The organism is Flavivirga sp. 57AJ16, from assembly GCF_028736925.1.
Classification (GTDB): domain Bacteria; phylum Bacteroidota; class Bacteroidia; order Flavobacteriales; family Flavobacteriaceae; genus Flavivirga.
The window spans coordinates 293553-308237 of sequence record NZ_JAQZAT010000001.1 but is presented as its reverse complement, the minus strand read 5'-3'; the positions used below and the strand labels follow the sequence as shown (position 1 = coordinate 308237).

The 14685-nt window shown below is 35.2% G+C and carries 11 protein-coding genes; 8 read left to right on the top strand and 3 right to left on the bottom strand.

Features of this window, described 5'->3' with window-relative positions:
• Nucleotides 1–18: 18 nt before the first annotated feature.
• Nucleotides 19–798: an alpha/beta fold hydrolase gene (locus PQO00_RS01295; protein ID WP_274183011.1), complete on the bottom strand. Its 780-nt coding sequence runs from the start codon at nt 796–798 to the stop codon at nt 19–21.
• Between the two features lie 439 nt (nt 799–1237).
• Nucleotides 1238–1894, bottom strand: a complete 657-nt coding sequence (locus PQO00_RS01290) for a hypothetical protein (RefSeq protein WP_274183010.1) — start codon at nt 1892–1894, stop codon at nt 1238–1240.
• 97 nt (nt 1895–1991) lie between these two features.
• Here PQO00_RS01290 and PQO00_RS01285 point away from each other — a divergent pair, with 97 nt between their 5' ends.
• On the top strand, nt 1992–3314 hold the full coding sequence (locus PQO00_RS01285; RefSeq protein ID WP_274183009.1) for an aspartate kinase: 1323 nt from the start codon (nt 1992–1994) through the stop codon (nt 3312–3314).
• Nucleotides 3315–3377: 63 nt separating this feature from the next.
• Here PQO00_RS01285 and PQO00_RS01280 read toward each other — a convergent pair whose 3' ends face one another.
• Nucleotides 3378–4670 (bottom strand): aminopeptidase P family protein, encoded by a 1293-nt coding sequence (locus tag PQO00_RS01280; RefSeq protein ID WP_274183008.1) that lies wholly within the window; start codon nt 4668–4670, stop codon nt 3378–3380.
• A gap of 199 nt (nt 4671–4869) precedes the next feature.
• Between PQO00_RS01280 and PQO00_RS01275 the strand changes: the two genes are divergently transcribed.
• The 7 genes from PQO00_RS01275 to PQO00_RS01250 all read left to right on the top strand — a co-directional run bounded on the left by PQO00_RS01275 (nt 4870) and on the right by PQO00_RS01250 (nt 14673).
• Nucleotides 4870–6711, top strand: coding sequence for a T9SS type A sorting domain-containing protein (locus PQO00_RS01275; RefSeq protein ID WP_274183007.1), 1842 nt, complete (start codon nt 4870–4872; stop codon nt 6709–6711).
• Nucleotides 6712–6789: 78 nt separating this feature from the next.
• Complete coding sequence (locus PQO00_RS01270) at nt 6790–9627, top strand: sialidase family protein (protein WP_274183006.1); 2838 nt, start codon at nt 6790–6792, stop codon at nt 9625–9627.
• Between the two features lie 111 nt (nt 9628–9738).
• The gene (locus tag PQO00_RS01265; protein WP_274183005.1) at nt 9739–10410 is read left to right on the top strand and encodes a succinate dehydrogenase cytochrome b subunit; all 672 of its coding nucleotides are present in this window, start codon (nt 9739–9741) and stop codon (nt 10408–10410) included.
• A gap of 16 nt (nt 10411–10426) precedes the next feature.
• Entirely contained in the window at nt 10427–12439 is a 2013-nt protein-coding gene (locus PQO00_RS01260) for a fumarate reductase/succinate dehydrogenase flavoprotein subunit (RefSeq protein ID WP_274183004.1), read from the top strand.
• Nucleotides 12440–12463: 24 nt separating this feature from the next.
• On the top strand, nt 12464–12676 hold the full coding sequence (locus PQO00_RS20370) for a four helix bundle protein (RefSeq protein WP_369128008.1): 213 nt from the start codon (nt 12464–12466) through the stop codon (nt 12674–12676).
• Between the two features lie 251 nt (nt 12677–12927).
• Nucleotides 12928–13671, top strand: a complete 744-nt coding sequence (locus PQO00_RS01255; RefSeq protein WP_274183003.1) for a succinate dehydrogenase/fumarate reductase iron-sulfur subunit — start codon at nt 12928–12930, stop codon at nt 13669–13671.
• An 87-nt stretch (nt 13672–13758) separates the two neighbouring features.
• The gene (locus PQO00_RS01250) at nt 13759–14673 is read left to right on the top strand and encodes a M28 family peptidase (RefSeq protein ID WP_274183002.1); all 915 of its coding nucleotides are present in this window, start codon (nt 13759–13761) and stop codon (nt 14671–14673) included.
• Nucleotides 14674–14685 lie beyond the last annotated feature (12 nt).

Here is a 14685-nt window from a genome sequence, read left to right as displayed (position 1 = left end):
TAATAAAACGATAAAATGCTATATATTTTCGACGAAATGCATAATGATATGCAAAAATTCACTTTCATTTTCAATATGGCTCATATGTCCATCGGGAAATTCCACCACGTCTACAGTAGTGTTTTTTGTTTGGGAAATTAATGAATTATAGTCAAGTACGGGATCTTTTCTGCCAATAATCAACATTTTCTTAAAAGGTGTGAAATGGAGAAGGGCTTCTCTATCTTTTCTAATTTTCATACCTTCGAGAGATGCTACAATACCTTGTAATGGCATTTTTAAGGCTTCCTTTTTTAGCTGCTTTATTTTTTCTGAAAAAATAACTCTGTTTTTTGGCCTAAATAAATTAGAGATAGCCATTCTAATAAACATTTTATGGTTTTGCTTAACTGCTATGATGGCTCGATCTCTATTTTTTTTCTTTTCAATAGTATCAGCACTTGCTGTGGAATTCATGAGGCATAAGCCTTTTAGTTCATCAGGGTTTTTTTCAGCAAAAGCGAGTGCTACATAGCCTCCCATGGAGTGTCCAATAAAAGTAGAACGACGAATTCTTAAGTGCTTTAAGACCACTTGAACAGCGTCGGCCATAAGTTCCATAGAGTGTATATAACCTAGGCAATCGGTTTTTCCATGCCCCAACAAATCGATACAAATAACCCTGTTTTTTTTTGATAGTGTTGGAATAAAAGTATTCCACATGGAAGCGTTTTCTAAAAATCCGTGCAGTAGGACAATGGCATGACCTTTCCCTGTATCGGTATAGAAAACATTAATGTCTTTGTATAGTAAATTCATTTTTAAATTGAAAAGGATTCTCCGAGGCAAGCCTCAATGTCATTAAGTTAAGGTAATTTGTTCATTTTTTGTCACATTGAGCGCAGTCCTAAATACTAATAAAAACTAGAATTCCAATAGGTCTTCGACTTTAGCCTGTCTTGAGCGGAGCCGAAAGGCTCAGACTGACATTACGGTCTTAACTTAATGACATTGGGTAAGCCTCGGGTTTCCGTTTAACCTGCCTGCCAGCTCTTAGGTAGGATTGTCATTCCCGTGAAATCGCAAGATTCATGAATTCATTAATATAAAATAGAAAACAATGAATAAAGCGGGCATCTAAATAAAAGAATTTCCTGAAACGAGCTATCCTCGAGGCAAGCTGTAAAGGTATTTCGCTCGTTTCAAGAAATTCTTTATTAATCTTATGCAAAGGTAAAAATCATTCAAATAAGAAAGACTAGGATTTTACTTTTTTAATGGCAGTAAAGGCTTTGTCTACATATTGATCTTCTACTAAAATTGTAAATTCGTTTGTGGTTGAGATGACCTCGTAAAGAACAATACCTTCCCATGCTAAGCGTTTAAAAAAATGATAATATAAACCGGCAACTTTAGAGTTGTCTTGAGGCAAGTTTATGCTAATTGCAGACAATCCACCTTGTATTGCTAAAAAGGTTTCGTTTTTTAATCGATCAGTAATAAAATCCTTTAGGCTACTGGAAATTATAATGTTGCTCTCGTGGATACCCCTTGTAAATGTGTAGAATAATTTAGATTCTTGATTTATTCTATCTAGAATTTTAGAATGGTTATCGATAATAGTATCAGAATTTTTAACTGTAAAATCTGTTAAGTTAGAACGTACAGTGATGTCTCCTAAATTCTGAATAACCCGTTTCATTTTTATTGAATTGGTTAACGCTGTAGGTGGATTGTAACGTCTTAAGGCCATCATAATGGCACCAGGTTTAACATCCTTTTTTAGCATTTTGCTAATAGGTTCCGTTAATTCTATAGCTAAGGCGCTAAAGTTTATGATGTTTCTAGACAGTGCCTCTTCCAAATAAGGCTGCGTTATTAAAATGTCTTCAACACAGTTAGATACGGTTTTCATGTTAAATATTTAACAATATGTGCAAAAATAATCTTTTTTTTAAATAAATATAGGTATTGAATAAAGGAGTTTTAGTTTTACACTTAAATTTATGTAAATGAAAGTATTAAAGTTTGGTGGTACATCTGTAGGTTCTATAGAAAATATATGTAACGTTAAAGATATTATTAATGATGGAGATAGGAAGATAGTTGTGCTTTCGGCCATGTCTGGAACTACAAACCAGTTAGTTGCCATTGCAAATGATATTGCAAACAAAGTACCAAATGAGGCTGTTGATAAAATTAATAAGCTCCATGAAGCGTATGCTATTACCATAGATCAACTTTTAACTAACAAAGTGTTGAACAACGAGGTTAAGGATTATACTTCTGGTGTTTTTGACTTTTTAGTAGCATGCACTTATAAAGCCTTTTCTATTAGTTTAGAAAATAATATCGTTGCTCAAGGAGAATTGCTTTCTACATATATGCTTAACTGTTATTTGAAACAAGAAGGCATAAGTTCCACTTTATTGCCAGCTTTAAGTTTTATGCGTATAGATGCCGATAAAGAACCGAATATAAGTTATATAAAACAACACTTTGAAATTGCTTTAAATTCTGTAGAAAATTCAGAAATATATATCACTCAAGGGTTTATTTGTTTGGATGATAACGATGAGATTTCAAATTTACAGCGTGGTGGGAGTGATTATACGGCAACTTTAATCGGTGCTGCTATTAAAGCTGAGGAAGTGCAAATTTGGACAGATATTGACGGGATGCACAACAACGACCCTAGATATGTTGAAAATACGAAGCCCATTTCGAATTTGTCATTTGATGAAGCAGCAGAATTGGCTTATTTTGGGGCAAAGATATTGCATCCACAAACAGTGACACCAGTTAGGGCAGATAACATTCCGGTACGTTTAAAAAATACCATGAATCCTGATGCTCATGGAACATTGATTTCAAATATCACTTCAGAAAATGGTATTAAGGCCATAGCTGCCAAGGATCATATTATAGCCATAAAAATTAAATCTGCGAGAATGTTGCAGGCACATGGTTTCTTAAAAAAGGTATTTGAAATTTTCGAAATTTACAAAACCCCTATCGATATGATTACAACATCTGAGGTAGCTGTTTCTTTAACGATCGATGACGATAGAAACTTGGATAAGATCATTGAGGAATTAGAAAAAATAGCTGTCATAGAAGTTGATAAAAACCAAAGTATTATTTGTTTGGTAGGACATTCTGTGGTTAATCACCAAGACACATATAAGTTATTTCAAATATTACAGGATGTAAAAATTAGAATGATTTCTTATGGAGGAAGCAAAAATAATATTTCTCTATTGGTAGATACAAAAGACAAAATTAATTCGCTGCAAAAACTAAATGATTATTTATTTGAATTAGTCACTCTTTAAATTGCAAAATTTTAGTGTTGTTAGCAAAAAGGGTCGTTTTTAAACGACCCTTTCTTCTTTGTTTTATGAGTTCATAATGTCTTCTATCTCGTCTGTTTCAATAGGAATATGTCTCATTAAATTGAATGGCTCCCCCTTTTCCTGAATAACCACATCGTCTTCTAATCGTATGCCAAAGCCTTCATCTGGAATATAAATTCCGGGTTCTACCGTAAATACCATATTAGCTTGCATGGGCTCTGTTAATATACCATAATCATGTGTGTCCAGTCCCATATGATGGCTCGTGCCGTGCATAAAATATTTTTTGTACGCAGGCCATTCTGGATTTTCGTTTTGTACATCGTTTTTATCCAGCAGTCCTAAGCCAAGTAACTCACTGGTCATTATTTTACCGACTTCAATATGGTAGTCTTCCCAAATAGTTCCGGGAGTCAGCATTTTTGTAGCTTCTTTTTTTACTCTATTCACTGCGTTATAAACGTCTTTTTGTCTGGGCGTGAATTTTCCGGAAACAGGAACACTACGTGTCATATCACTAGAATAATTAGCATATTCTGCGCCTATATCCATTAATATTAAATCGCCGGCTTTACATTGTTGGTTGTTTTCTACATAATGCAATACATTAGCATTATTTCCAGAAGCTATAATGGGTGTATAAGCAAATTTTTTAGAGCGATTTCGTAAAAATTCATGCATAAATTCAGCTTCAATTTCATGCTCCCAAACACCGGGCTTTACAAAATTTAGGATGCGCCTAAATCCTTTCTCGGTAATATTGCAGGCTTGTTGAATTAAATCTATTTCAATGTTGTCTTTTATAGAGCGAAGCCTTTGTAATATGGGATTGCTTTTAGCAACAGCATGTGCAGGATATTTTTCTTTTAACCATTTTGTAAAACGATCTTCTCGAGTTTCTACCTCTACATTAGCCCTGTAGTGCTCATTAGTATTAATATAGACCGTATCGCACTGCGTCATAATCTCAAACATGATTTTCTCCATGTCCTGTAGCCAATAAACAGTTTTAATGCCGCTGGTCTCTAAAGCTTTTTCCTTGGTTAATTTTTCTCCTTCCCAAATAGCTATATGTTCATTCGTTTCCTTTAAAAATAAGATCTCACGATGCTTTTCTTTTGGGCAATCTGGAAATAATACAAGCATACTTTCTTCTTGATCTACACCACTTAGATAAAAGATGTCTCGATGCTGCTCAAAGGGCATGGTACTATCGGCACTTATGGGGTAGATATCGTTTGAATTAAAAACAGCCAAACTTTTAGGTGTCATTTGTGTAGTAAAGTTTTTGCGATTCTTTATAAAGAGCTTATTACTAATTGGGAGGTATTTCATGTTAATTATAAATTAAGTTTGCTAAATGTGACAAAGCTAAATAAATCATTTAGATTATAATTTGTTATATTTGATAGTTTCTGTTAAAGTTTTGTAGGATTAGGCTTGTCTTAGGGGACATAAGATTTAACGTCTAACACCTAATATTACGTATATATCAGTAAACAGTACTCTCGAATGTTTATCAAAAAAATATCAGATGAAAACTTACATACCCTCCCGTTTAATTGCTATTACACTAATTTGTCTTTTTAATTCGCCCGTTTTGTTTGCTCAACAGCTTATTAGAGAGATTTCATTACAACAACAAATCGAAAACTCAAGTTTGGTCGTTGAAGGCAAAGTGATTTCAAAAAAGCCCTTTAGAGGTTTAGATAATAATATTTACACTGTGAATACAGTTAAAGTATATAAGGTTTTTAAGGGAGAACCAATAAGCTATGTTGATGTTATAACAAAAGGAGGAACCATCGGATTAAATTGCCAAGTAGTAACACATAGTCTAAAATTAAACATTAGCGATTTAGGAATGTTTACCTTGTATGATAATAACATTTCTATTACAGAAAAACACAAACCCGCTAATAAATATTTTAGTGTATACAGTTCTTTACAAGGTTTTTATAAATATAACTTATATAATGATATTGCTTTAAATTTTTTCAGTAGTAAAAAAGGAATTGCAGACTCGTTTTATAAAGAAATTATCGGCTACACAAAGTCTGGTTATAAAGAGATCGCTCCTTTTAATGTTGAAGTTGCAAGTAAAAAATTAAACGAAAAGAAAAGCGTTTTAATACCAAGTGCCATATCTTTTTCTCCAACAAGTGTTTCTGCTGGAACAAAATCTACAATAACCATCACTGTTTCAAACGGAGCTTCTGGAGATTTTGGCAGTGCTCAAGGTAAGGTTAGTTTTAGAAATGCAGATTCTGGAGGAGTAGATATGGGATCTCCTGATTATATAGATGCTTTAGATACGCAAGTTTTAAATTGGACTTCTACATCTATCACGGTTGAAGTGCCTTCTGAGGCTGGAACTGGAAATATTAGGGTAACAGACGCGGCTTCAAACGTTGTAGATTCTTCTTCTGACTTAACGGTTACATATTCTGAACTTAATGCAGTTTTTGATTTAACCGTTTCCGGAGAAACAAAAAGCTATGCGTATCCAACCAGACATGTTGATAATGATGGAAGTGGAGGTTATGTTTGGCAAATGGAAACAAGCTTTAATGCTGATGTTGAAGAATCGGGAGCTAAAGCCGCCTTTTTATCTGCCTTAGAAACTTGGCGTTGTGAAACAGGTGTAAACTTTACTATAGGAGAGGTTACATCTATAGATGTAGCCGCTTTTGATGAGGTGAATGTTATTAGGTTTGACAATGGAGCTGAGTTGCCTGTTGGAACACTTGGACAAACTACATATTCTTTTTCAGGATGTGGAATCACTTTGGACGATTTTCAATCGTATCCAACAGAAATGGATATTGTATTTGATGATGGAGAAACTTGGTTTTATGGTGATGGTTTTCCTGGTGCTGCGTTTGACTTTGAGAGTGTCGCACTTCATGAATTAGGTCATGCGCATCAATTGGGCCATGTGATTGATACAAATAATGATGTTATGCATTTTAATATTGGCCCATCAGAACAATTAAGGGCTTTAAGTTCTAATAATATTATAGCAGGGAACAATGTGCAAAATAGAAGCGAATCTAGTGTTCCTTCGTGTTTTGCAGGAAAATCAAGTATGACTGCACACGCTTGTTCATTAAGCGTAGAAGAGGAAGAATTAAATAAAGCAATTACCTTATACCCTAATCCAGCAAAAGATCAATTTTTTATAGCTAATAATTCCTTTATTAATTTAGAGAAAGCCGTGATTTACGATTTAAGTGGAAGACTTATTAATGAATATGACATTTCTAATACCTCAAGAACTAAGGCTATTGATGTGGTAGGAGTCTCCAAAGGTATCTATTTTGTAAATATCCATTCAGAGGATGCTATGATTACTAGAAAGATGGTGCTGGATTAATTTAACAAAACTATAGCATATTAAAATAGTGTAAAGTTGGTCAGTTTTAATTATTTTCAAAAATTAAAATCGACCAGCATGAAATTTAAAATTCTTCTCTTACCTTTTGTCATTTCTTTTTTAAAAATAGCCGCGCAGCAACCGGCAACAGCTTCAAAAATAATAGAAGATGCACACATCAAAAAAGAGCAGCTTACCCAAACATCATTAGTAAAAAATGTTGCTTTTAAAAATATGGGGCCGACAGTTATGAGCGGTCGGGTTACGGATGTTGCTGTTAATCCAGACGATCCAACCGAATTTTATGTGGGGTATGCCTCAGGAGGTGTTTGGTATACTAATAATAATGGTACTTCTTTCAATCCGATATTGGACACATCGAATACCCAAAACGTAGGCGATATTGCTGTCGATTGGAAAAATAAAACGATTTGGGTAGGGACTGGAGAAAATAACGCGTCCCGATCTAGTTATGCAGGTATTGGCATTTTAAAATCCACAGATCATGGAAAGACCTGGCAAAATATGGGTCTTAAAGATTCGCACCATATAGGTCGAATTTTAATCAATCCAAATAATCCCGAAGAAGTGGTTGTTGGTGTTACTGGACACTTATATTCCCCAAACCAAGAACGTGGGATCTACAAAACGACGGATGGAGGAAAAACCTGGAAGCAAAACTTATTCGTAGATAATGTGAGTGGTATTATTGATGTGCAATGTAGTCCCGATAATTTTAACCTCATGTTTGCAACATCATGGACTAAAGATCGTAAAGCCTGGAATTTTGATGGCAGTGGGAATAATTCTGCTATCTATAAAAGCACAGATGCTGGAAATACATGGACCAAGGTTTCTACTGAAAAAAGTGGGTTTCCAACAGGTCAAGGCGTTGGTAGAATTGGGTTGGCTGTTTTTAATGATGATATTATTTATGCTTTACATGATAATCAATTTCGAAGAGCTCCTGAAGAAGAAAAAGAAAAACATGGACTCACAAAAGAGGATTTCAAGACCATGACCGTTGATACCTTTTTTGAACTTGATGACAAAAAACTCAACGGATTTTTAAAAACAAATGGATTTCAAGAAAAATACAGAGCTGAAAATGTAAAGCAAATGGTAAGAAGTGGTAATGTAAAACCAATCGATCTTGCAAAATATCTTGAAAATGCCAATGCTATGTTATTTGATACACCCGTTATTGGTGCCGAAGTTTACAAAAGTGAGGACGGTGGCGCAACTTGGAAAAAAACACATAACGGTTATATAGATGATTTATACTATAGCTATGGGTATTATTTTGGGGAAATAAGAGTAGATCCCCAAGATGAAAAAGGGATCTATGTTTTAGGAGTTCCTATTTTGAAATCTAAGGATGGCGGACAAACTTTTGCCTCTATAAGCAGGGAAAATGTTCATGCAGATCACCAAGCATTGTGGGTAAACCCTAAAAAACCAGGACATTTAATAAATGGTAATGACGGTGGATTAAACATGAGCTATGATGATGGAGGGACCTGGGAAAAGCTCAATGTTAATTCTGTTGGTCAGTTTTATGCTATAAACGTAGACAACGCTAAACCATACCATGTTTATGGTGGCTTACAAGATAATGGCGTTTGGGTTGGTGCAAATAATGCTCGAGAGGATAAAAGCTGGCATCAAAGTGGGCAATACCCTTGGAAAAGTATTATGGGCGGAGACGGGATGCAGGTTCAAATTGACAATAGAGATCATAATGTTGTATACACAGGTTATCAATTCGGAAATTACTATAGACTGCATCTAGGGACCAAAGCAGAGACTTATATACAGCCAAAACATGAATTGGGAGAGCAGCCGTACCGTTTTAATTGGCAAACCCCCATTTTATTATCACCTCATAATCAGGATATTTTGTATTTAGGAGGCAACAAGTTAATGCGCTCAATGAATCAGGGAACCGATTGGACGGCCATTAGTGATGATCTTACCAATGGAGGTAAAAAAGGAAACGTTGCCTACGGAACATTAACAACGATTAGTGAATCCCCTTTTCAATTCGGGTTGATCTATACCGGTAGTGACGACGGATTAATTCAAGTGACCAAAGATGCTGGTGGAAGCTGGGAGACTATTTCAAATACCTTACCAAAAGACCTCTGGGTAAGTCGGGTTGTGGCATCGCAGCATAAAAAAGAGCGTGTTTATGCAACCTTAAATGGCTATCGTTGGGACGATTTTACGGTATATGCCTATATGAGCAATGACTACGGTAAAACATGGCAGGCTATTGGTTCCAATATCCCCATGTCTCCGGTTAACGTCATTAAGGAAGACCCTACAAACGAGAATATTTTATATTTAGGAACAGACAACGGGGCTTATGTTTCGTTTAATCAAGGTCAAAGTTGGGAAGCATTTAGCAAAGGATTGCCAAATGTTGCTGTGCATGACTTGGTTGTGCAGCCCCATGCTAAACATTTATTGCTCGCAACACATGGAAGGAGTATTTACAGAACAGATATTGCGGTACTCCAACAGATGAATGCCAATATACAATTGAAAACAACAACGCTTTTTAAAGTTAAAGAGGTAAGATATTCGTCTCGTTGGGGAAATACTTCAAACCAATGGCGTGCAACCTTTGAACCTAAAGTTGATGTGGCGTTCTATTCAAATGCCTCTGAAGAAAAAACGATTAAAGTATTTTCTGAAAAGGGCGCTTTACTCAATCAATTTAAAGTAAATGCAGATAGAGGTTATAACTATACAAGTTATGATTTGACCCTAACCGAAAAAGGGAGGAAAGCACTCCTTAAAGAAAATACTGCTATGGGTATTAATAAGGCTAAGAATGATAAATATTATGTGCCAAAAGGAACGTACTACATTCAAATAGGCGAAGAGAAACAAACTTTAATAATAAAATAAACTATTTTTGTAACTTAAAATCATTATAAATAACAAAAACATGACAAATCTTAGTTGTCTAAAACGACAACCTCATGTACCTTTGTAAAAACACAAAATAACTTCAAAATAATGAGTGGATTTTTTAAATCTTCGATTGGAAGAAAGGTTGCTATGGCACTTTCTGCTTTCTTCCTCATGTTTTTTTTAATAATACATTTAGCAGTAAATATAACATCTTTATTCAGTGAAGATGTTTTTAATGAGCTGTCCCATTTTATGGGAACAAACCCTTTAGTCCAGTTTGCATTACAGCCCGTTTTAATATTTGGTGTTGTATTTCATTTTTTAATGGGCTTTGTATTAGAACTTAGAAACAAAAAAGCGAAAGGCGTTCCATACGTCAAAAACAATGGTGCCGCAAACTCTACCTGGATGAGTAGAAATATGATTTATAGTGGGCTTGTTATATTAGCTTTTCTTGTACTTCATTTTATCGATTTCTGGTTTCCAGAAATAAATACTAAATACATTCAGGGTGATATGACCGGAATGCATGATGGCGGTTTTAGGTATTTCCATGAATTACAGCACAAATTTTTAAGCCCGATTAGGGTAGGTGCCTATGTGGTTGCATTTATACTGTTGGCGTTACACTTGTTGCACGGATTCACATCGGCATTCCAGTCGGTAGGAATTACTGCAGGACGTAAAAAAGCATTGCAAACATTTGGAAAAATATATTCAATTGTTATTCCTCTTGGGTTTATAATAATTGCTCTTTTTCATCACTTTAACCATTAATCTTAAATAGTTAAGTATGGCTTTAGATTCAAAAGTACCAAAAGGTCCAATTAAAGATAAATGGACAGATTATAAAAATCATATAAATTTAGTAAACCCTGCTAATAAGCGTCATATAGATATTATTGTAGTAGGAACAGGTTTAGCAGGTGGATCAGCTGCTGCAACCTTAGCAGAGTTAGGATATAATGTAAAAGCATTTGCCTATCAAGATTCTCCAAGACGTGCGCATTCTATTGCTGCACAAGGAGGTATTAATGCCGCAAAAAACTATCAAGGAGATGGTGATTCAACATATAGATTATTTTACGATACCGTAAAAGGAGGTGATTATCGTTCTCGTGAAGCAAACGTGCATCGTTTGGCAGAAGTATCTGCCAATATTATTGATCAATGTGTCGCACAAGGCGTTCCTTTTGCGCGTGATTATGGGGGGTTATTAGATAACCGTTCGTTTGGTGGTGTTTTGGTTTCCAGAACATTCTACGCCAAAGGACAAACGGGGCAGCAATTGTTGTTAGGCGCTTATTCCGCAATGAATAGGCAAATTGCCCGTGGTAAAATTGAAATGTTTAACCGTCACGAAATGCTTGATGTTGTAAAAGTTGACGGAAAAGCAAGAGGAATTATCGCCCGTAATTTGATTACCGGTGACATAGAAAGACATTCGGCACACGCAGTAGTTATAGCTACGGGTGGTTACGGAAACGTATATTTCTTATCAACAAACGCGATGGGAAGTAATGCCACTGCCGCGTGGAAAATTCATAAGAAAGGCGCGTATTTCGCAAATCCCTGTTATACACAAATCCACCCAACATGTATTCCACGTTCAGGAGATTATCAGTCTAAATTAACATTGATGTCTGAATCTTTGCGTAATGATGGTCGTATTTGGGTGCCTAAGAAAATTGAAGATGCTCAGGCCATTCAGCAAGGTAAACTAAAACCAACAGATTTAGCTGAAGAAGATAGAGACTATTATTTAGAAAGGCGTTACCCGGCATTTGGAAACTTGGTACCTCGCGATGTAGCTTCAAGGGCTGCAAAAGAACGTTGTGATGCTGGTTTCGGAGTCAATGCAACAGGTGAGGCTGTTTATTTGGATTTTGCTTCTGCTATTGAGCGTTACGGAAAAGAACAAGCGAAGATTCACAATATAGAGCATCCTTCTAAAGAAAAAATATACCAACTAGGGCAGGGAATTGTTGAGGCGAAATATGGAAACCTGTTCCAAATGTATGAGAAAATCGTTGATGAGAACCCCTATGAAACCCCTATGATGATTTATCCAGCTACCCACTATACTATGGGAGGTGTTTGGGTTGATTATAATTTAATGACAACTGTTGAAGGGCTGTACTGTATTGGTGAAGCAAACTTCTCGGACCACGGTGCAAACAGACTTGGAGCTTCGGCATTAATGCAAGGTTTGGCCGATGGTTATTTTGTATTGCCTTATACCATTGGGGATTATTTATCGAACGATATTAGAACGGGGAAAATACCAACGGACACTAAGGAATTTGATGAAGCTGAAAAAGAAGTGAAAGATCGTATAGATTTCTTTATCAATAATAAAGGAACAAAATCTGTTGACTATTTCCATAAAAAACTAGGCAAAGTGATGTGGGATAAAGTAGGGATGGCACGTAATGAAAAAGGCTTAAAAGAGGCCATGGTTGAAATTAAGGCTATTCGTGAGGCGTTTTGGAAAGAAGTTAAAGTCCCCGGAAATGCAAATGAGATGAATCCCGAGCTTGAAAAAGCGGGCCGTGTTGCCGATTTCTTGGAGTTGGGTGAATTATTTGCTAAAGATGCTTTAGTAAGGGAAGAATCTTGTGGAGGCCACTTTAGGGAAGAGTCTGTTGAATTAGAAGGTGAGCAAAAAGGAGAAGCAAAACGTAATGATAAAGATTTTGCGTTTGTTTCTGCATGGGAATATAAAGGCGAACCTGCAGATGCGGTTTTACATAAAGAAGCATTAGAATTTAAAGATATTGAGTTGAAACAGAGATCTTATAAATAGTTATTAAATATTTAGTTATTTGGGGTGGGTAATTTTAAATCTTTTGAAGAGTTGGCTTGCTGGAAAGAAGCAAGAAATTTGAGATTGTTTGTAAAGACCCAGATAATTAATAAGATACCTGATTCTGAAAAATTTGCTCTTATTGATCAAATTAAACGTTCATCACGTTCTGTTGGAAATAATATTTCTGAAGGGGTATGGAAGGTTTCACTTTCAAGAGAACATTCAGTTTTGTAGAATAGCAAGGGGGGGGCTTTGTTTGAAACTCTTGATCATGGAATTATAGCTTTTGATGAAGGCTATATTTCAGAAGAAAATTTAAATGAATTAAGAATAATACATAATAAAACGCTTTTGATTTTAAACGGATATATTAAATATTTAAAAAGCCAAAAGAAAAAATAAAGTTATTAAGTTAATTAGAAATTGTACCGTAAAACCTATGGATCAATAACCAAATAACTCAATAACCAAATAACTTAAAGAATATGAATCTTACACTTAAAATTTGGAGACAAAAAGACTCAAATGCCAAGGGTCAAATGGTCGATTATAAAGTTACTGATATTTCAGAGCATATGTCTTTTTTAGAAATGATGGATGTTTTGAACGAGCAATTGATTAATACTGGCGAAGAGCCTGTAGCATTCGATCATGATTGTCGTGAAGGTATTTGTGGGATGTGTTCTATGTATATTAACGGAGAAGCCCATGGTCCAGACAGAGGGGTTACTACATGTCAATTACACATGCGTATGTTTAAAGATGGTGATACTATTACTATCGAGCCGTTCCGGGCAGCAGCATTTCCTGTAATAAAAGATTTAGTAGTCGATAGAATGGCTTTTGAGCGTATTCAACAAGCAGGAGGGTACATTTCTGTAAATACATCAGGAAATACCCAAGATGCCAACTCAATTCCTATTTCAAAACATGCTGCAGACGAAGCTATGGATGCAGCAACATGTATTGGTTGTGGCGCTTGCGTAGCTACTTGTAAAAATTCATCTGCGATGTTGTTTGTAGGGGCTAAAGTATCTCAATATGCATTATTACCACAGGGACAAGTAGAAGCGGCAGATCGTGTTAAAAATATGGTTGCTCAAATGGATCTAGAAGGTTTTGGTAACTGTACCAATACGGGAGCTTGCGAAATTGAGTGCCCTAAAGGCATTTCTTTAGATAATATTGCTCGAATGAATAGAGAGTTAATAAAAGCCGATATCTCGTAAATAATTTGGTAATTATATCTTAAAATTTTACAACCCAAGCTATTTGCTTGGGTTTTTTGTTTAGATTTAAGAAAATAAATCTTACAAATGAAAGTAAAGTTCGTCGCCCTATTTTCCTTTTTTTACCTTACATATATAAATGTTGATGCACAAACATATAAAAAAGAAGCTAGTTTGTTTTGTGAAACGACACTTTTAAGACATGTAAAATCATTATCATCAGATTTTTTTGAAGGTAGAAGAACGGGGACTAGAGGCGCTTTAAAAACTAAAAAATATATAATTAACCAGTTTTATTCGCTAAACGTTAAACCATTAAAAAAAAGCTACGAACAGCGTTTTTTGTTTGAAAAAAAAGGAAGGGAATATAAAGCGACCAATGTTTTAGGATTAATAAAAGGGACTAAAAATCCACGGAAGTATATAGTTATTAGTGCGCATTATGACCATGAAGGCATTAAAAATGGAGTTATTTACAATGGGGCCGATGATAATGCCTCTGGGTTAAGTGCATTATTTAGTTTTGCCGAATATTTTAACAATAACCCACCAAAACATTCCGTTATTTTAGCTGCATTCGATGGAGAAGAGCTGGAATTTCAAGGGTCTAAATACTTTATAAACAACCCGATCATTCCATTAAAAAATATAAAAGTGAATATTAATATGGATATGATTAGTAGGAGCGAAAAAAACGAATTATATATGGTTGGAACAGAACGTGACAGAAAATTGAAACATCTGGTAGGCTATAAACCCTCTAAAAAAGTCAAACTTATAGCGGGACACAATAGTTATGATGACCTAGAGGATTGGACCTATTCATCAGATCATGTAAACTTTTATAAGAAAGACATTCCGTTTTTATATTTTGGAGTAGAAGACCACGAAGATTATCATGAACCCACAGATGATTATGAAAACATTCACAAAGAATTTTATATAGAAGCCGTGAAGGTTATTATTTCGGTTTTTGAAAAAATAGATGATTTAAGATTCTAAAGATTGTTAGCT

What these genes read in the sequence shown, in the direction of transcription:
- PQO00_RS01275 (WP_274183007.1), top strand. Translation starts at nt 4,870, where the DNA reads ATGAAAACTTACATACCCTCCCGTTTAATTGCTATTACACTAATTTGT.
- PQO00_RS01280 (WP_274183008.1), bottom strand. Translation starts at nt 4,670, where the DNA reads ATGAAATACCTCCCAATTAGTAATAAGCTCTTTATAAAGAATCGCAAA.
- PQO00_RS01290 (WP_274183010.1), bottom strand. Translation starts at nt 1,894, where the DNA reads ATGAAAACCGTATCTAACTGTGTTGAAGACATTTTAATAACGCAGCCT.
- PQO00_RS01250 (WP_274183002.1), top strand. Translation starts at nt 13,759, where the DNA reads ATGAAAGTAAAGTTCGTCGCCCTATTTTCCTTTTTTTACCTTACATAT.
- PQO00_RS01265 (WP_274183005.1), top strand. Translation starts at nt 9,739, where the DNA reads ATGAGTGGATTTTTTAAATCTTCGATTGGAAGAAAGGTTGCTATGGCA.
- PQO00_RS01260 (WP_274183004.1), top strand. Translation starts at nt 10,427, where the DNA reads ATGGCTTTAGATTCAAAAGTACCAAAAGGTCCAATTAAAGATAAATGG.
- PQO00_RS01270 (WP_274183006.1), top strand. Translation starts at nt 6,790, where the DNA reads ATGAAATTTAAAATTCTTCTCTTACCTTTTGTCATTTCTTTTTTAAAA.
- PQO00_RS01285 (WP_274183009.1), top strand. Translation starts at nt 1,992, where the DNA reads ATGAAAGTATTAAAGTTTGGTGGTACATCTGTAGGTTCTATAGAAAAT.
- PQO00_RS01295 (WP_274183011.1), bottom strand. Translation starts at nt 798, where the DNA reads ATGAATTTACTATACAAAGACATTAATGTTTTCTATACCGATACAGGG.
- PQO00_RS01255 (WP_274183003.1), top strand. Translation starts at nt 12,928, where the DNA reads ATGAATCTTACACTTAAAATTTGGAGACAAAAAGACTCAAATGCCAAG.